This is a genomic window from Myxococcus guangdongensis, from assembly GCF_024198255.1.
GTDB lineage: Bacteria > Myxococcota > Myxococcia > Myxococcales > Myxococcaceae > Myxococcus > Myxococcus guangdongensis.
On sequence record NZ_JAJVKW010000002.1, the window covers coordinates 457,395 to 475,267 of the forward strand.

Sequence of the window (17,873 nt, forward strand, 5' to 3'; positions counted from 1 at the left end):
GCCCCTCGCCTGGGGGTCGTCGTCCCTCAGGTGCCGCTGGCGATGCGCACGGGAGCGGGCGACTCGACGTCCGCGTTGAGCGCGTGGCCCTGGAGCGCGTGGACCACCACCGCTTCCCGACGCCCCCTCACGTGGGCCTCGCCCAGCCGCAGGCCGACGAAGTCGCCGCCGCCGCGCGTCCACGTGCTCTCGCTCACCAGGATGTCCACGCCGTGCACCTTGGTGAGCCCCTCGACTCGCGAGGCCAGGTTCACCGCGTCGCCGATGACGGTGTACTCGTGCTGCTCGGCGCCCCCGAGCATGCCCGCCGCCACCACGCCCGTGTGCAGGCCGATGCCGATGCGCAGCGGCGGCAGTCCCCGGCGCAGGCGCAGCACGTTGAGCTCGGCCAGCTTCTCGCGCATGGCCAGCGCCGCGCGCATCGCCTGCTCCGCGTGGTCCTCGCTCGAGTCCGGCACGCCCCAGCACGCGAGCATCCCGTCGCCGAGGAACTTGTTCACGATGCCCCCGTGCGCCATCACGATGTGTGTCATGCGCCCGAAGTACTCGTCGAGCAGCTCCAGCACCTCGCGCGGCTGGAGCGTCTCGCTCAGCATGGTGAAGTCGCGGATGTCGCTGAAGAGGATGGTCACCTCGCGCTGCACCGGCCGCAGCGAGGTGTCACCCGACGCCATCACCCGCTCCACCACCGGCTTGGGCAGGAAGCGTGACAGGCCGTCGCGGCGCCGCAGCCGCAGGAACATGCTGCCCACCTCCGCGTTCGTCATCGCGATGAGCAGCCCCAGCGTCACGTAGCAGAAGACGACGAAGCTGGTGCTGGACCACGTGCCGTGCCCGGACACGCCCGCGACGAAGGCGTACCCCATGGACGACAGCGCCGTGGACAAGAGCACGTGCAGCCACGAGAAGCGCGCCACGGAGAACACCAGCACCATGCCCATGCTCGCGCCCAACATGCCCGCGTCGAACTGGCCCGTGCGCGCCCAGGCATGCCACCCCATGAAGGCGAAGAAGCTGGTGTCCGCCACCGTGGTGGGGACGGGCAACCACCGCGCGTGCCTCAAATGAGGCCGCTGGCGCAGCAGCACCACCAACGCGAGCACGGAGAACACCGCGTACAGGACGATGGCCAGCACGCGCTGGAAGTCGTGCGGCGGCAGGGACTCGCCGGTGACGTGGGCGAGGCCGCCCTGGCTCACCGACAAGAGCGCCATCAGCGCCAGTCGCACCCACGCCACGCGCCGCTCGCCGCGCAGCGAGCTCTCCGCCAGCACCAGCTCCTCGTTGGCGCGGCTCAGCGCGAAGCGGGCCACGGCGGTGTCCTTCCCCGGCGAGGGGCCCTCGTCGTCTCGGCCCATGATGGCGAGCTCCCCTTCCTTCCCTTCCCGGGGCGGAGCCAGGGCCTTCGCCTGGTCCGTCATCGTCACGTTCGCGCGTCCACCACGCCCCGTGTGCACAAGGTCCAGGGGAACCTGCCACGGGGCACCGACATGCTCATGGTGCCTCAAGTCGCGAAGGCCAGCGAGCCCTGGCGTCGAGCCACGGCTTGCTGTTGAAGTCCCCGCCCCGACACGCCCCCACCCGTCGCCGCTGGAGAACCCCACGTGGTCCGCCTCTTCGTCCCCATCGCCGAGCCCGCCCCCGACACGCTCGTGCTCACCGGCGAGCGCCGCCACTACGTCGTCCATGTCCTGCGCCTGGGCGAGGGCGACGCGCTGGAGGTCTTCGATGGCAAGGGCCGCGCGTTCGAGGCGAAGGTCACGGGCGTGGACGCGCAAGAGGTGCGCGTGAGCCTGGGGGCCTCGCGACAGGCGCCGCCTCGCCGCGCGGTGAGCGTGGTGCAGGGTCTGCCCAAGGGCGACAAGCTGGAGTGGGTGCTGCAGAAGGGCACGGAGCTGGGCGCGGCCGCGTTCCTCCCCGTGGACACGCTGCGCAGCGTGGTGAAGCTGGAGCCCAAGCGCGCGCAGGAGCGCACCCAGCGGTGGACGAAAATCGTCGAGGAGGCCGCGCGTCAGTGTCGTCGCGACGACGTTCCCCGCGTCGAGGTGCCGCGCTCGTTGGGGGACGCCGTGCGCGCGCTCGCGCAGGGCACGGTGGTGTTGGTGCTCGACGAGGAGGAGTCCGCGGTGCCGTTGGGTGAAGCGTTCCGGGCCGCGGGCGCGGGCACGCCCATCGCGCTCGTCGTGGGGCCCGAAGGCGGACTCGCCCGTGAGGAGGTGGAGGCGCTGAAGGCCCAGGGCGCCCGCCCCGTCACGTTGGGTGCGCGCATCCTCCGTACCGAGACGGCCGCGCTCGCCGCCCTGGCGGTGATGATGCACCTCGATGGGGAGCTTGGTTAGCGAGGGGCCAGTCGAGCGCCCGTTCCACACGGGTTCCCACCTTCTCTGGGTCATTCCTACGTTTGCGCTATCTGGGACCTTCCAGGCCCCCACAGACAGGAGAAGGGTTCATGGGGATCATCGCATTCATCATCATCGGCCTCATCGCGGGCCTCATCGCTCGCGCCATCCTCCCCGGCAAGCAGAGCATGGGCCTCTTGGCGACCACGCTGCTGGGCATGGTCGGCTCGCTGCTGGGCGGCCTGGTCGGGTCCCTTTTCACGCGGGACGGACGGCTCTTCGACTTGCGACCCTCGGGTCTCATCATGTCGGTGCTGGGTGCCATCGTCGTGCTGCTCATCGTCGGAGCGGTGGGACGGCGCCGTGTCCACGCCTAGCGTGAGGCGCTCCACACCGGCTGTCCCCCAGGGGACAGGTGGACGCCCGTCGTTGACGAGCCCCTGACGGTTCCTCGACCGAGGGACCTCGGGGGCTCGCCACTTTTCTTGCTCCTTCGGGGCGGACGTCTTTTCATGGCGACGCGTCTCATCCCGGAGGAGAGTCCGTTGTCCAAGTGCATGAAGTGCGGAGCCCTGTTGCCGCCCGTCGGAGAGTGCCCCGCCTGCGCCAAGGCCGCCGCACAGACGACCCTGCCGGGTCTGCCGAGCTTCCTCGACCGGGACCTGATGATCGACCGCCGCTCCGGCGTGCGTGACGACGGCCCCGCCTTCGCCGAGCGCAGCCCCGCCCCGCCGTCCGTGGCGCCGCTCGCGGGCCCGCTTCCTCCTCCCGCCGCGCCCCGCGCCGCCGCGCCCCAGAACCCGCCCGGGGTCGCCCGCCCCACCCCGCCGGGCATGACGCCCGCGCACCGGCCCGCGCCTCGCGCCCCGACGCCCCCGCCCGCCCAGCCCTCGTGGGCCCAGGGGGGAGGCTTCCCGGTGGATGTGCCGCCCGTGCCGGCCACGGCGCACACGCCCATGTCCGCCATGACGCCCGCCTATGGGACCGCGCCGGTGCCGCCGCGCGTGCAGCCCCTGGTGGCGCCCGCGCCCGGCCTCCCCGGCCTGCCCCGCGTGGAGTCCCCGGCGCCCGCCGCGAGCCTCGCGGACACGGAGCCCGGCTCGCCCATGCCGTCGGGCCTGCCCTGGTCCACGCCGGAGCCCGTGGCCCCCGCGCCCGTGTCCTCGGGACTGCCCGTGATGGCGGCCCTGGAGACGCCGGCCCCTTCCGCGTCCGGCCTCCCGGTGATGGAGTCCGCGCCGGCCCCGGTGCCCTCGGCGCTGCCGGCGATGGCCAGCCCAGCGCCTCGGACGGAGAAGCCGAAGCCCGTGCGCAACGCCGCGGTGCAGCCGGGGGTCGCCGAGGTGCACGCGCGCCCCGCGTCGCTGTGGCGCCGGCTGTTGTCCTTCAGCGTCGACACGGCCGCCATCGGTGGCGTGGCGGCGCTGTACATCACCCTGGCCTCGTCGGTGACGGGGATGAAGCCCGAGGCGGGCCTGTCCGGCCTGGACGGCTTCGTCGCGTGGCTGCGGGCGCTGCACACGGTGCTCCTGCCCGGGTTTTTCCTGGTGCTGGTGTTGGCGCTCGTGTACTGCGCGGTGGCGGCCTTCCTCTGGAACGGACGCACCTTGGGCCGACTGCTGCTGGGCCTGCGGCTGGTGGACACCCATGGCCTGGCGCCGGCGCCGGGACGGGCCATCGTCCGCGCGATGCTGGCCAGCCTCTCCTTCGTGCTGTTCCTGGGCGGATTCTGGATGGCGCTCTTTGATCGCCGTGGACAGACGCTCCATGACAAGCTGACGTCCACCTTCGTCGTTCAACCGAGCTGAACCACCGCTTCATTGTGCCTTGCGGCCGCGGCCGTAAGATGCCGCGCCTACATGCCCGCCCGCCTTGCCCAGCTCCTCGTCTCCCGCACGCTCCTTTCCCAGGAGAAGGCGGGAGAGTTGTTGCGACTCCAGCAGGCCCAGGGCGGGCATCTGGACACGCTGCTGCTGGAGCAGGGGCTCACGAGCGAGGCGGATGTCCTCTCGCTGCTCGGTGACGTCGCGGGCTTCCGGCCGGTGAACCTGGTCGACTTCGAGCCGAACCTCGAGGTCGCGTCCTTCATCCCGCCGAAGATCGCCGAGCGGCTGTGCGTGGTGCCGCTGTCGCTGGATGGGCAGACGCTGCACGTCGCCTGCGCGTATCCGGTGCCGAAGAAGGAGCTCGACGAGGTCGGGTTCCTGCTCGGCAAGCCGCTCGAGTTGTGGGTGGCCGCCGAGGTGCGGATTCGCGAGTGGATCTCCACCATCTACCGCCAGCCGCTGGCGCCGCGCTTCACGCAGCTGGTGTCCGCGTTGGACCCGGACAAGCAGCTCCCTGTCACGCCGCCGCCTCCGCCTCCCTCGGACGAGTCGCTCACGGTGGACATGGTGGAGCGGCTGGCCCGCTCCGTCGCCGGAGAGCCGGTGGCCGGGGAGATTCGCGCCGCGCCCCGTGAGGCGCCTGCGGTACGTGAGCCGCAGCGTCCGCCGCCGCCTCCGCCGCCCGACCCGGTGCCGCCCCCCGCTTTCGTGCGGGCCCCGCTGCGGCTGAACATGCCCTCGGCTGAGCGTCCCGCGACGCCGCCGTCCAGGCCCGACACTTCGCGCCCGGCCCAGCCGCCGGTGCTCACGGCGACCCCGCCTCGGCCTCCCGTGGAAGCGGCGCCCACGACGGTTCAACGGGGTGTTGCACCATCCGGGGTGCAGGCTCCGGCGCGCGCCGCGGGTGCTTCGCCGACGGGAGCACAGGCTTCGGCGGGTCCATCGACCGGGGCGGTCAGGACGCAGTCATCGGCGGGTTCATCGACCAGCGGCGCTTCGGCCGGGGTGTCCGGGGCGAGCGGCGCTTCACCGGCGGGTTTCGCGGGACAGCCTCCCGCGCATCTCGCGACGGGCGGCGCTTCACCGGCGGGTTTCGCGGGACAGCCTCTCGCGACGGGTGGCGCTTCACCGGCAGGCATCGCGGGACAGTCTCCCGCGCATCCCACGACGGGCGGCGCTTCACCGGCGGGTTTCGCGGGACAACCTCCTGCGCATCCCACGACGGGCGGCGCCTCACCGACAGGTTTCGCGGGGCAGCCTCCGGCGCATCCCTCGACGACCAGCGGCGCGTCCTCGGGCCGTCCCGCGACAGGTCCCGGTGCGCAGCCTCCGGCGACGACGGCGAGCGGTGTTCCGGCTGCCACGTCCACGGGCCGACCCGCGACAGGTCCCGGTGCGCAGCCGCAGACGACAGCGCAGAGTGGCGCAACCTCGGTGGCGCGTCCCTCCACCTCACCCGGCGCGCAGCCTGCCTCCCAGCCCGCGACGGCGGCGCGTCCCACGACGACTCCTGCCAGCGGAGCGCCTGCGTCCGCGACGACGCCCGGCGCCGCGCCTGCGTTGTGGCCGCCCGCGCCGTCCGGTGGCGCGCCGCAGCTGTGGCCGCCGGGTCCCGCCGCGCCGACGTCGGGGATGGACTCCGCACCCCTCTCCACGATGCGCTTCGGCTCGCCGCTGTCGGCCGGAGGTCCTCGGCCCGAGGTGCCTCCCGCGCAGCCCCCGCGCTCGAGTGAGCCCGCGTTCATCGTCTTCCCCAACCCGAACAAGCCGGCCGCGCAACCCCGGGCCAAGACGCCCGAGCCGGAAGTCCGGCCGCCCCCCACCGCATCCGCCAATCAGGACGTCCCTGACTGGACGCTGGCGGCGGCGCGCGCCGCGTTGCGCGAGTCCACCAAGGACCGGGACAAGTTGATGGACGTGGCGCTGCGCTTCGGGCGGCGGACGTTCGACTACGTGGCCGCCTTCGCGGTGCTGAGAGGCGCGGCGATTGGATGGGAAGCGCGCGGCGACGGCATGGCGAGCGAAGGGCTCACCCAGGTGTCCGTCCCGCTCGACGCGAGCAGCGTCTTCCGCACGGTGGCCGTGACGCGGGGAAGCTACGCGGGGCCGCTGCCTCCGGATGCGCTCACCCGTCACTACCTGGAGCTGTTCGGCCGGCAGACGCCGCGCACGGTGTTCCTGTACCCGGTGGAGGTGAAGGGCCGACTGGTGGCCATCATCTACGGAGACTGTGGACAGAAGCCGATGAGCCAGCGACGGCTGTCGGACTACATCCTGTTCTGCCAGGACCTGGCTTCGGCCTTCCAGGAGCTCATCCTCTTCCGCAAGCAGCGTGTGTCCGAGCCTCGCTCCATCGAGGAGGACATCACCATCGACGTCGACGTGCCGGTGGCCGCCACGCCCGCTCCCGCGCCCGCGGTAGTAGCGGGGCTGGGCTGGAGCCCGTTCTTCGGTCGCGGCGCCGCGGGCACGGTGGGACGCGCCGCCGCGCTGCCGCCTCGCGCGCAGTCGCAGGAGGAGCGCCCGCCGCCGGACTTCGCGCCGCTGCTGCGTCGGCTCACGGGTCCGGACGCCGCGCAGCGCTCGAACGCGATGGTGGAGCTGGCGCGCTCGCCCGAGGCGAGTGCCCGGGTGCTCGCGCAGCACTTCCCTGGGCCCACCGCGTGGAGCCGACTGCCGGTGGTGGAGCTGCCCGAGGCGGACGAGCTCGGTCCGATTCCCGCCGCGCTGTCGCGGCTGGGGCGTCCCGCGGCGCAGGCGTTGGCGCCGCTGCTGGATTCGCATGACGCGGACACGCGCTACTTCGCGCTGCTCACGGCGGGCAACCTCCCCTACGTGGAGCTGGTGGACGGCGTGCTGCGCGGCCTGTTCGACCTGGAGCCGGACATCTCGAGCGCCGCGCGGGTGGCGGCGGCCGCGCTCAAGCAGTTGCCGAGGTTGGACTCGGCGATGCGCGAGCTGCGCCAGGAGCTCAACAACCGGGACATGATGCGTCGCGCGCTGGCGGCACGGGCGCTGGGCACGCTGCATGACCGCGAGGCCGTCGAGGGCCTCATCCAGCTCACGCGCAGCGAGGACGAGATGTGCGCGCAGGCCGCGGCGGAAGCACTGCGCGAGGTGACGCGCATGCCGCTGGGCCTCAGCCCGAAGCAGTGGGCGGCGTGGTGGGCGGAGAACCGCAGCCGTCGCCGCGCGGACTGGCTCATCGCCGCGCTGCGACACCGCGAGCTCGACGTGCGGCTCGCCGCCATCGAGGAGCTGAGCCGCGCGCTCAACGACACGCTCGGCTACTACGCGGACGCGCCGGAGAACGAGCGCGAAGTGGCCGCGCGTCGGTGGGAGAGCGCCGCCGTGGACCCGGCCAACGCGCGCCGGCTGGGCATGCTCTGAGCGGTAGCCGTGCCATCCCCGCTATGCTGCGCGGGTGACGCCAGCGCGGGACAGGACTCCATGACCGGTGGGATGTGGATCAGCCTCATCGCGTGCGCCGGGCAGCTCGCGCTCGCGGGGCTGGCGTTGGCCCGGGTGGGACGCAGCCCGCTCGCGCTGCCGCTGTCCCTGCTCTCCATCGCGCTGTCCGCGTGGAACTTCACCGGCTACGCGTTCGCCCGCGCGGGTGAGCCCGGCTGGCGACTGGTGGGCTTCGCCGCCGCGCTGATGACGGTGCCGTGCACCCTGCACTTCACCCTCGCCTTCGTGGGCCGTCGTCGCCGCTCGGCCTGGGCCATGTACGGCACCTATGCCGTCTTCGGCGCCCTCGCCCTGTTGATGCACGTGGCGCTGGGTGTGCCCTCGCTCGCCGCCCAAATCCTCACCCTGCGCTTCGGCCTCTTCGTCACCGTCCTCGTGGCCCCACCGGTCATCGGGACCTTCACACTGCTCGCGCTGCACCTGCGCGAAGCGCGACGCCCGGACGAGCGCGCCCGCGCGGGCTTGATGGCCCTGGGACTCACCTTCCTCGTCGCCCTGCTCCTCACGGAGCTCGCGGTGGAGATCGGCCTGCGACAGGTGCCGCGTCTGGGCAGCCTGGGCACGCTGCTGTGTCTGCCCTTGATGGCCACCGCCTCGCTGCGCTTCGGGCTCTTTGGACTCGACGGGAGCAAGGGCGCCCCGCGCATGGCGTTGCACGCGGTGGTCCTCGCGGGCGTGGGCGTGCTCGCCTACCTCACCGTCTTCCGCCTCTTCGCCGCGCAGGTGGGCGCGCTCGTCCTGTGCACCACCGCCATCACCTTCGCGCTCGTGGCCGCCACGCGCCGAGGTGTCACCGCCTTCGTCACCCGCGGCGAGCGCATGGAGCGCCTGGCCACCCTGGGCCGCTTCTCCGCCCAGATGGCGCATGACTTGAAGAACCCCATCGCCGCGCTCAAGGGCGCCGCCCAGTACCTCAAGGAGGAGCACGCCCGAGGCCAGTCATGGGACACGCATGGCGAGTTCCTCGACCTGATGCTCGAGCAGGTCGAGCGCCTGGGGCGCGTCGTCGACACCTACCAGCGCCTCGCGCGCGTGGAACCCCTCCCCCGCCCCGTCGACCTGGGCCGCGTCGTGGAGGGCGTCCTCTCCCTCCAGGCCTTCGCGAGCACCAGCCCCATCACCATCGTCCGCGAGCTCGCCCCGGACCTGCCGACCTGCGCCGCGGACGAGGACCTGCTCACCAACGCCGTGGAGAACCTGGTGCGCAACGCCGCCGAGGCCATGCCCAAGGGCGGCACGCTCACGGTGCGCACGCTGAAGGACGGCGAGGCCGTCGCGGTGGAGGTGGAGGACACGGGTGAGGGCATGGACGTGCGCACCCGCGAGCGCGCCTTCGACGACTTCTTCACCACCAAGGCCTCGGGGAGCGGGATGGGGCTGGCGTTCGTCCGCCGCGTGGTGGAGGCGCACGGAGGCACGGTGGGTCTGACAAGCCGGGAGGGGCGCGGTACGGTGGTGCGTCTGCGCCTGCCGGTGGAAGCCCGGAGCGTGGAGGGTGGGGCCGAAGGAGAAGCCGCGTGAGTGAGTCGTTGAAGGGAACCGTGCTGCTGGTCGATGACGACCCGGCGGTGGCGAAGGTGCTGGGCGCGCTCCTGGGTCAGGCGGGCCTGGCCACGCACACGGCGCGCAACGGGACGGAGGCGCTCGCGCTGCTCGAGCGCTGGCCGGTGGACGTGGTGGTGAGCGACGTGCGCATGCCCGGCATGGACGGCATGCAGCTGTTGGCCGAGATGGGCCGGCTCTGGCCGGACGTCCCCGTCATCCTCATCACCGCGCACGGCACCGTGCCGCTGGCGGTGGAGGCGATGAAGGCGGGCGCCGCGGACTTCGTGCTCAAGCCCTTCGACCGCGAGGAGATTCTCTTCACCATCCGCAAGGCGCTCCTGCGCGCGCAAGGCGAGGCGGTGAACGAACCGCTCCGCACCCCGAGCGCCTTCGTCGGCGGCAGCCAGCGGATGATGGAGGCCCAGTCCCTGCTCGCGAAGGCGGCCACCGGCATGGCCACCGTGCTCTTGCGCGGCGAGTCCGGCACGGGCAAGGAGCTGGCCGCCAAGGCCGTGCACGACGGCAGCCCCCGCCACGCGGGCCCCTTCGTGAAGCTGCACTGCGCCGCGCTGCCGGACACGCTGCTGGAGAGCGAGCTGTTCGGCTACGAGAAGGGCGCCTTCACCGGCGCCGCCACACGCAAGCCCGGCCGCGTGGAGCTGGCGCACGGCGGCACGCTGTTCCTGGACGAGATTGGCGACATCTCCCTCGCCGTGCAGGTGAAGCTCCTGCGGGTGATTCAGGAGCGGGAGCTGGAGCGGCTGGGCGGAACGCAGACGGTGAAGGTGGACGTCCGCTTCGTCGCCGCCACGCACCAGCCGCTCGAGGAATTGGTGAAGACGGGGCGCTTCCGCGAGGACCTCTTCTACCGCCTCAACGTGGTGCCGCTGTGGCTGCCGTCCCTGCGCGAGCGCCCCGAGGACATCGAACCGCTCGCGCGCCACTTCCTGGACATCCACGCGCGCACGAACGGCAAGCCGCCCTTCACGCTCACCCCGGACGGGCTCGCGGTGCTGCGCGCCCAACCGTGGCCCGGCAACGTGCGCCAGCTCCAGAACTTCCTGGAGCGACTGGTGGTCCTCTCCGACGGGCAGACGCTCGCGGGCGAGGACGTCTCGCGCGAGCTGGCCCGCCAGCCGGGACTCTCCGCGCCCGTGACCACGCCGCCCCAGGGCGTCACCGCGCTCGCGTCCCCCGCCGCCGAGAGCGGCCGCACCCTCGAGTCCCAGCGCAAGGACACCGAGAAGCAGGCCCTGGTGGACGCGCTCGCGCGCGCGGGCGACAACCGCACGCTGGCGGCCCGGCTGCTCGGCATCAGCCGCCGGACGCTCTACAACAAGCTGGAGGAGCACGCCCTGCTGTAGCCGCCAGCGCGGGCTACGCGACCTGCGTCACCACGTCGCTCAGCGCCTCCAGCTCCGCGTGGAAGTGGTCGATGAGCGCGTGCGGGTCCGGCACGCGCAGCGCATCCGCGGCCACGCCCACCGTCACCTGCCCCGCGTAGCTGAACAAGCTCACCCCCAACCCCAGGTGTCCCGCCTGGGGCACCCAGAACGTGAGCGCGCGCAGCTTCACGCCCGCGAGCGACACCGGCTGTCGGGGCCCCGGCACATTGGTGGCCACCAGCGAGGCCTTCGTGGCGAAGACATCCACCACCACCCGCTCGAGCGGCGCGGGCGTGTAGCCCAACAACTCCAGCGCGCCGAAGGTCACCACCGCCTCGGGAGACTTCTTCACCAGGTCCATGCGACGCGACAGCTCGTGGAGCCGCCGCCGAGGCTCGGCCAGGTGCACCGGCAGCCGCAGGAGCACCACGCCAAACCGGTTGCCCAACTCCCGGGGCACCGGCTCGTCCAGCGGGCGCAGGTTCACCGGCACCACCGCGTGCAGGTCCTCGGGAGGGACGTTGCGAGCCTCCAGGTAGCGCCTGAGCGCGCCCGCCAGCGCCGCGAGCAGCACGTCGTTCACCGTGCCGCCCAGGGCCTTGCCCACGGCCTTCACCCGCTCCAGGGGGATGGGCGAGGACCACGCCGCGCGCTTGCGAGTCCCCAGGGGCCCTCGGAGCGGCGTGCGCGGGTCCGGCGTCACCACCATCAGCTTGCCGAGCGCCGCGGCCCCCAGCGCCCCCTGCCGCACCAGGTCGCCCGCGAGGATGGGCTCCGCGGCAATCTCCGCGCCCTTGCGCAGCACCGTCCGCGCCGTGCCCGCCACCGCCCGCGCCCCGCGCATCCACTTCGCCAGGCCCCCCTCGCGAGGCGCTGACCGAGCGGACTCCGGCGCCACCGTCTGGGCACCGTCGCCATCCGTGAGCGTCAGCAACACCCGCGCCAGGGCGATGCCATCCGACAGACAGTGATGCAGCCGCGCGAGCAGCACATCCCCCCCGTCCCCCCCCTCCAGCACGTGGAGCTGCCACAGCGGACGCGAGCGCTCCAGCGGCGTGCTCATCCACTCGCTCACCAGGGACTCCAGCGCGGCGCGGTCTCCCGGGGCCGGCACCTGGAGGCGCCGCAGGTGCGCGTCCAACGAGAAGTCCTGGGCCTCCTCCCACTGAGGCTGCCCCAACCGTCCCAGCACCACCTTCTGGCGGAAGCGCGGGTAGCACTCCACCAGACGCGTGCGCACCAGCTCGCGCAGCCGCTCGAAGTCCAGCCGGCCCTCGAAGCCGAGCACGGCCGTAATCATCATCAGGTTGGCGGGCTCCTCCATGTGGAACCACAGCGCGTCCACACTCGCCATCCGCTCCTGGTTCATCCCGGCCACGCGTGCCTCCGTGCGTCCCACCCGACGGGACACACCATGATGGCGCAGGACGACCTCCCGTGGCGCGCTGTCTTTCGCGGGCCGCTACCCCTCCTCGCGCTCGAACTGGAAGGTCTGCTTCGTCGCGTCGTCGACCGTCAACGTCAGCGTCTCCTCCTCGAAGTCCCACCGGAAGGAGCCCCCCTTGAACTTCACCTTGGAGCGGGCCAGGGGGATGACGCGCTTGTCACCGCACACCGGCCCCACCGCCTGGCCATCCTTCGCGAGCAGCTTCACGTGGTGGTCATCCAGCACCTCCATCGTCCCCCAGGCGCGGACGACGAGCTGGTTGCCCTGCCCCAGCGTCGCGTCCTTCAAGGCGGTGCGCAGCACGAAGCACCCCTCGGGCGTGATTTGCAGCGTGCGCGCATAGTCCGCGCGCGGCTGCGGCTCGATGCGCGTGAAGCCTCCGTCCGTCTGCAATGGCAGGCTCGCGGCCGCCAGTCGCCACGCGCCAATCAGCTTCTGGGGCACGGGCCTGGCCGAGGCCGTCCGCCCGTCGCACGGAGACTTCTGCTCCTTCTCCGGACTGGGCGGCGCGGGCTCGAAGGCCTTCTGACACGTGTTGCCGCACGCCCTCGCGGAACACTGGGTGTCGTCCTCCGCACAGCCCGCCTTCAGGGTGCAGGCCTTGAGCCTGTCCAGCGATTGCTCGCAGCCCTCGCGCAGACAGCGGTCCACGCACTCGGGCTCGATGCACTCCGCCACGCACACCCAGTTGGCGCTTCCGCAGACGCCCGCCACCGTGCGAGGACGCTCGCCCCCCTCCTGCCCCAGCGCCGCGAAGGCGCTCAGCAGGCCCCCCACCACCACCCACCCACGAATGGAACCCATGCCGGGCTGAAACCTAGGCACGCGCCCCCGGAGGCGAAGCCCTCCAGTCCCTCCGGGTGTCCACCCGCGAGCACTGCCGCCCGCTCCCTCAGCGGAAGTGCCAGCGCCAGCTGCCCACATCCCCCGGGTCCGGCAGCTCCAGCTCGAAGGCCAGCGTCTCGTAGCGGGCGAACTCACGCGGGTCCACGCGCAAGAGCGTCATGCCCGCGGGGTTCTGTCCTCGCAAGGGCGACACCGTGAAGGACAGCTCCGCGTCGAAGGCCACCTTGTAGAACAGGCAGAAGCCATCCACGCGCCCCTCCTCCATCACCGGCCGCTCGTAGCGCACGCGCTGCGGCAAGCCCTCCGCCGTCATCGTCTCCAAATCGAAGGCGAACGCGGGCTCCGGCTCGCACAGCAGGTGGTCCACCTCGTACGAGCGCACCATGCGCGTGAAGTAGGACGGGTTCATCGCCTCGCGCAGCGTCTGCAGGCAGCTGTAGTCCACGCCCGGGATTCGCTGGCTCCAGATGAAGGGCAGACACGCCTCCTCGCGAAGCTGCACCGGCTCCACGAAGACCTCGAAGCGGTTGGGGAGGATGCGCCCGCCCGGCTTGAGCAGCCGCGAGCGCAAATCCAACATCCTGGGCACCAGCCCCGCGTCGAAGAGCGCCTCGCCGAGCAGCTCGTGCAGCAGCACGTCCACCTTCTCCGGCGCCTGGAAGCTCCACGGCTGCGCACGCACGAAGTCGATGTGCTCGAGCCCGTTGCGCCGCGCCACCCACTGCGTGGTGTCGAGCAGCCGCGAGGGGTCCACCGCGTACAGCCGCCGGGGATGCCGCGTCGCCGCGGCGAAGGTGCGCAGGCCCGCCCCCGCGCACACGTCCATCACCACCTGCCCCGGCTTCACATACCGCTCACACGCCTTCTGCCATGCCAGCACCCGGGCAGGATCCGACAAGGCCGAGTCCTGCGGCGCCGGACTCGACAACGACAGACTGTCCGGCACCACGTTGCGCAACGGCAGCTGCGACACCAACGGCAGGTGGCTCAGCCGTGAACGCAGGTCCATCAACGCCTGCCGAGGCAGGTCGAGCAGATTGGGCATGACACCCCTCACGACAGGAGACGGAAGACCCCCGGGCTGGGCCGGAGGCCCAACGGGGATTACCAATCATGCTGGAATTACCTGGAGTGCCCCATCCACCGTGGGGACAGGGTCTCTGTCCCCACATGAACGACCCCGGCGTCGACTCGAAGACAGTCGCGCGCCGGAAGCGGTGGGATGTCAGGAGGAGGACGGGAGCTTCGCGCCGAAGACCTTCAATCGCTCACACGCCTTCACCAGTTTGTCACGGGGGATGGAGAAGACGGCGCGCACGCGCTCGGGGTCCGAGCACCAGGGGCCTCCGTTGAGCACCACGTGTGTGTGCTCATAGACGATGCGCGGCAGGTTCTCCGGCGTGAGCCGCTCGCCGTCCACCGTGCGGCCCAGCCAGGCCGTCATGCGAGGGGCGAGGAAGAGTCCCCCCGCGTCCCCCACCTCCGCGCGCGCCTCGGACGGGAGCACCGCCGCGAGCATGTCGCGCTTCTCCGCGAGCTCGCGCCGCATCTTCGTGAGGAAGGCGCGCAGGGAGCGGTGTCGCGCCGGGTAGAGGAGCTGGCCGTCCGGGCTTCGCGCATAGGCCGCGTACAGGTAGGCCGCCGCGCGCGCGGTGACCAGGTGCAGCACGCCCGGCCCCGCCTCGCGCATCGCCGAGGCCAGCGCGCGGTCCCTCGTGGCGAGCCAGCCCACGCGCAGCCCGCCCGCGGCGAACTCCTTGGACAGGCCCCCGAGCACCACCGTGCGAGCGCCCACGCCCGGCACCGCGCCCTCGAGCGTCACCGGGCTGTGCACCGTCTCCGCCGTGGGGCTGGTGAGGTTCACCAGGCCGAAGATTTCGTCGGACACCAGCAGGCAGCGCTGCTCCACCACGTAGTTGGCGAGCGCCACCAGCTCCTCGCGCGCCACGTAGACGCCGGTGGGGTTGGACGGCTGCGAGATGACCACGGCGTCGGGGACGAAGCCGCCCTGCCCTCGTCGCGACAGCAGCTCCGACAGCGTGCCCTGGTCCACCTGACAGCCGGCGGAGAGGAACGTCGGCGGCAGCACGCCGTAGCAGGGCGTCGTCAGGAAGACGCGGGGCGCGCGGCCCAGGCGCTTCTTGAGCGCGACGCCCAGGTGGTGGATGAGCGGCCAGACCCCTGGCGCGAGCACCAGCTCCTCGGGCGTGTAGCGCGCCGCGCGCGTCTCCAGCAGGAAGGCGGCCACGGCCTCCGAGAGGCCCGTCTGCGCGCCGGACTCACGGGGAGCGGCGGCGGCGGCGATGAGCCCCTCCACGAGCGGCTCGGGCAGCGGGCCTTCGTTCTCGCCGTAGTCCAGGCGCACCAGCTCCGCGTCGTCCTCGCGGAACACCTTGGGCGCGAAGGCGGGGAAGCGCGTCAGCGTCTGGATGCGCGAGGAGCGCGGCAGCGGAGACACCGGGTGACGGCGGGGCCCGGGCGGCTCCGGCTCCGCGAAGGAGATGCGGAAGGACAACAGGTCCGCGAAGGTGCGCTCGTAGAACCATTGGGCCAGCGTGCTGATGCGCGAGTACGTCACCTCCGCCGCCACCTCCAGGTCCGCGCGCAGCGGCTCCGGCACGGGGAGCAGCAGCGTCAGCTCCAGGTCCGGCCACACCGCGTTCTTCACCAGGCCGTAGAGCACGACCAGGTTGGGGGCATACGGCTCGCGCGCCAGGAACTCGAAGAGGGTGAGCGGCTCCACCGCGCCGGTGATGTTGAAGAAGGCGCTCTCGTCCAGCACCACCCAGATGCCCCGCCGCGACGCCTCCGCGATGATGTCGCGCAGCACGGACAGGTTGGTGCGCTCGCCCTTCTCCACCGTGAGCAGCACCATCTTCACGTCGAAGGCGGACAGCAGCCGGCGAATCTCCTCCAGCGTCGTGTGCGTCACCGTAGCGCGCACGCCCGCCTTCTCCAGCGCCCGCGCGTAGAGCGGGTGGAGGTTGCGCGACACCAGCACCTCGTCGCCCACGTCGCACGTGGCGAGTAGGAGCGAGTACACCGCCTGCTCGCGCTCGGGCGCGACGAACAGCTCCTCCGCCGACAGCCGGAGGCCGAAGTAGCGCTCCAGGTAGCGCACCAGCTGACGCCGGAACGACGCGTCCCCCGCCTCGTGCGCGTACGGCAGCAGCGGCCCCTTCGCGAGCCGCTCCGAGAGCGCCGCGACGAAGCCGAGCTGCTCGGGCGAGGCGGCGCCCAAATCCAGCTCCTCCTGCAGCGCGGGGATGCCCAGCCCCCGCAGCGACTGGCGCAGGGCCAGCGTCTCGCGCGGACGCGACAGGTGCGCTTCCCACACCGCCACCTCGTGCCATACGGCATGGCCCGACTGCAGCCAGCCCAGCGCGGTGGCGGCGCGCAGGGGCTCGGGGCTGTGCGCCTCCATGAAGAACTCGAACTCGCGCCCGGTGCGCTGCTCCAGCGCGACCAGGGGACGGATGTCCGTGTCCGCCGCCTGCCTCACGCGCCGCGCCACCCGCACCCGCGTGGAGAAGCCGCGGCGGGTGAACATGCGCTCGATGATGGGGCGGCCTGGACGGCCCGCGAGGTTCAGCAGCAACTTCCCCGTCAGCGCCAGTCGCTCGGGCGCCTCGTCGAGCAGCCGCGCGATGAGCCCCAGACCGAAGTGGTCCTCGTACACGTTCTGCAGCGTGCAGTAGTTCGACAAGTCGTACAGCGCCTGCTCGTCGGCCTGGGACAGCTCCCCGGGCAGCTCCTCCGTGCGCAGCACCTGGGGGATGCAGCCCACCACGAAGTCCCACGCGGGCAGCGCCGGAACACCACGCAAGAGGTCGCTCTCCGCGAAGGACAGCCGCGACACCAGCGTCTCGTCGCCGTTGAGCCACGCGTTGCAGCGGGCGACGACGAGCGAGTGCGGGTTGAGGTCCGCGCCGTGCACGTGCGCCAGCCGCGTGAACTTCGCCAGCGCGATGCAAATCCAGCCCGAGCCCGCGCCCACCTCCACCAGCCGCTTGCCGGCGTACTCATCCAACGGGACGCTGAGCAGCCCCTCCAGGAAGGTGTAGGCCCAGGACTCGGGCGCGAAGATGGAGGGCAGCAGGAACAGCTCCAGCCGCTCCTGCGAGGCGCCCACCGCCACCGTGACGGTCACCAGTCGCAGCGGCGCCGACTCGGGCTGCTCGCGTGACAGGTCCGCCAGCTCGCGCAGCTCCACCCGAGCCTGGGCACGCCGCTCTGGGTGGGCCAGGTCCTCCGACAACGCGCGCAACAGGTGGAAGGCCTCTCGGGGTGAGGACGGGTAGGTCGGCATGGCGCGCGCGACTGTCCCGGGCCCTCCGCCGTGTGTCAACGCACTCCTGGCGCATGCACGCAACCCTTTGGCGTCGTGGCTCCAATCAAGTTTCGGGCGCTCGCGCGTAATGAAGGGGTGGTCGCGTGGGTAGGACGGGAAGGCAACGGCTGGAACGAATGAAGTCGGTCACGCTCGTGGACAGACCCCGTGGTGGAGAGGGGGCACTGATGGAACTCAGCTTCGGGTCGCCGACGAAGGTCGGCATGCAGGCCTTGATGAGCATTCAGCCCTCGCGGAACCGAGTCATCCGGGACCCCGCGCGTGCGCGGTGGGAGGCACAGCCGTGGCGTCGTCAGCTGCGCAATCCCGAGGAGTTCGAGACGCCGGTGTCCCGCTCGGCGCTGGTGAAGGCGCTCCTGGATGAGCAGTTGGAGGTGGACGCGGAGGTGGCGCGGTTCGCCGGGGCGTCGGAGGACGCCGACTGCATCAGCATCGCGCAGGTGGTGCGCTTCGCGGAGCTGTTGACGCGGCGCATGACGCTCGCGGAGGCGGATGACCAGGTGCTCCAGTTGGGGCACCTGCGTCGCAACACCGAGGACCTGGCGGAGCGGATGATTGAGTGGGCCAACCTGGGCCGACTCTGAGTCTCTTGAAGTCGTAGCGCATCCCGTCTGATTCGACATTCCGGGCCGTGCGGGCGGACGCCCGTGGCACCTGGGGCCC

At 72.0% G+C, this 17,873-nt stretch carries 12 protein-coding genes; 7 read left to right on the plus strand and 5 right to left on the minus strand.

Going from position 1 to position 17,873, the window contains the following annotated elements:
- Positions 1-26 precede the first annotated feature (26 nt).
- Positions 27-1,421, minus strand: a complete 1,395-nt coding sequence (locus LXT21_RS06735) for an adenylate/guanylate cyclase domain-containing protein (protein ID WP_254037762.1) — start codon at positions 1,419-1,421, stop codon at positions 27-29.
- 183 nt (positions 1,422-1,604) lie between these two features.
- On the opposite strand from LXT21_RS06735, the gene LXT21_RS06740 reads away from it, so the two are divergent.
- From LXT21_RS06740 to LXT21_RS06765, 6 genes are all read left to right on the plus strand, one after another.
- On the plus strand, positions 1,605-2,339 hold the full coding sequence (locus LXT21_RS06740; protein ID WP_254037262.1) for a 16S rRNA (uracil(1498)-N(3))-methyltransferase: 735 nt from the start codon (positions 1,605-1,607) through the stop codon (positions 2,337-2,339).
- Positions 2,340-2,449: 110 nt separating this feature from the next.
- A complete protein-coding gene (locus tag LXT21_RS06745) occupies positions 2,450-2,716 on the plus strand; it encodes a GlsB/YeaQ/YmgE family stress response membrane protein (protein WP_141333503.1) in 267 nt (88 codons plus the stop codon).
- 135 nt (positions 2,717-2,851) lie between these two features.
- Positions 2,852-4,147 (plus strand): RDD family protein, encoded by a 1,296-nt coding sequence (locus LXT21_RS06750; protein ID WP_254037263.1) that lies wholly within the window; start codon positions 2,852-2,854, stop codon positions 4,145-4,147.
- Between the two features lie 51 nt (positions 4,148-4,198).
- Positions 4,199-7,555 carry a GspE/PulE/PilB domain-containing protein gene (locus LXT21_RS06755; protein WP_254037264.1) on the plus strand — a complete coding sequence of 1,119 codons (3,357 nt, stop codon included), beginning with the start codon at positions 4,199-4,201 and terminating at the stop codon, positions 7,553-7,555.
- Positions 7,556-7,615: 60 nt separating this feature from the next.
- The gene (locus tag LXT21_RS06760; RefSeq protein ID WP_254037265.1) at positions 7,616-9,157 is read left to right on the plus strand and encodes a sensor histidine kinase; all 1,542 of its coding nucleotides are present in this window, start codon (positions 7,616-7,618) and stop codon (positions 9,155-9,157) included.
- Complete coding sequence (locus tag LXT21_RS06765) at positions 9,154-10,545, plus strand: sigma-54-dependent transcriptional regulator (RefSeq protein WP_254037266.1); 1,392 nt, start codon at positions 9,154-9,156, stop codon at positions 10,543-10,545. The genes LXT21_RS06760 and LXT21_RS06765 overlap by 4 nt, the downstream gene beginning before the upstream one ends.
- A 13-nt stretch (positions 10,546-10,558) precedes the next feature.
- Here the strand turns inward: LXT21_RS06765 and LXT21_RS06770 are convergent, their stop codons facing one another.
- The 4 genes from LXT21_RS06770 to LXT21_RS06785 form a co-directional block, all read right to left on the minus strand.
- Positions 10,559-11,935 carry a WS/DGAT/MGAT family O-acyltransferase gene (locus LXT21_RS06770; RefSeq protein ID WP_254037763.1) on the minus strand — a complete coding sequence of 459 codons (1,377 nt, stop codon included), beginning with the start codon at positions 11,933-11,935 and terminating at the stop codon, positions 10,559-10,561.
- 93 nt (positions 11,936-12,028) lie between these two features.
- Positions 12,029-12,817, minus strand: coding sequence for a hypothetical protein (locus LXT21_RS06775; protein ID WP_254037267.1), 789 nt, complete (start codon positions 12,815-12,817; stop codon positions 12,029-12,031).
- A gap of 88 nt (positions 12,818-12,905) precedes the next feature.
- On the minus strand, positions 12,906-13,904 hold the full coding sequence (locus LXT21_RS06780; RefSeq protein ID WP_254037268.1) for an SAM-dependent methyltransferase: 999 nt from the start codon (positions 13,902-13,904) through the stop codon (positions 12,906-12,908).
- 180 nt (positions 13,905-14,084) lie between these two features.
- Positions 14,085-17,168 carry an aminotransferase class I/II-fold pyridoxal phosphate-dependent enzyme gene (locus LXT21_RS06785; protein ID WP_254037269.1) on the minus strand — a complete coding sequence of 1,028 codons (3,084 nt, stop codon included), beginning with the start codon at positions 17,166-17,168 and terminating at the stop codon, positions 14,085-14,087.
- 209 nt (positions 17,169-17,377) lie between these two features.
- Here LXT21_RS06785 and LXT21_RS06790 point away from each other — a divergent pair, with 209 nt between their 5' ends.
- Positions 17,378-17,794, plus strand: a complete 417-nt coding sequence (locus LXT21_RS06790; protein WP_254037270.1) for a hypothetical protein — start codon at positions 17,378-17,380, stop codon at positions 17,792-17,794.
- The last annotated feature ends 79 nt before the right edge of the window (positions 17,795-17,873 follow it).

Coding starts and splice junctions, on each gene's coding strand:
- LXT21_RS06735 (WP_254037762.1), bottom strand. CDS start 1,421: ATGACGGACCAGGCGAAGGCCCTGGCTCCGCCCCGGGAAGGGAAGGAA.
- LXT21_RS06745 (WP_141333503.1), top strand. CDS start 2,450: ATGGGGATCATCGCATTCATCATCATCGGCCTCATCGCGGGCCTCATC.
- LXT21_RS06750 (WP_254037263.1), top strand. CDS start 2,852: ATGGCGACGCGTCTCATCCCGGAGGAGAGTCCGTTGTCCAAGTGCATG.
- LXT21_RS06755 (WP_254037264.1), top strand. CDS start 4,199: ATGCCCGCCCGCCTTGCCCAGCTCCTCGTCTCCCGCACGCTCCTTTCC.
- LXT21_RS06760 (WP_254037265.1), top strand. CDS start 7,616: ATGACCGGTGGGATGTGGATCAGCCTCATCGCGTGCGCCGGGCAGCTC.
- LXT21_RS06770 (WP_254037763.1), bottom strand. CDS start 11,935: ATGAACCAGGAGCGGATGGCGAGTGTGGACGCGCTGTGGTTCCACATG.
- LXT21_RS06775 (WP_254037267.1), bottom strand. CDS start 12,817: ATGGGTTCCATTCGTGGGTGGGTGGTGGTGGGGGGCCTGCTGAGCGCC.
- LXT21_RS06780 (WP_254037268.1), bottom strand. CDS start 13,904: ATGCCCAATCTGCTCGACCTGCCTCGGCAGGCGTTGATGGACCTGCGT.
- LXT21_RS06785 (WP_254037269.1), bottom strand. CDS start 17,168: ATGCCGACCTACCCGTCCTCACCCCGAGAGGCCTTCCACCTGTTGCGC.
- LXT21_RS06790 (WP_254037270.1), top strand. CDS start 17,378: ATGGAACTCAGCTTCGGGTCGCCGACGAAGGTCGGCATGCAGGCCTTG.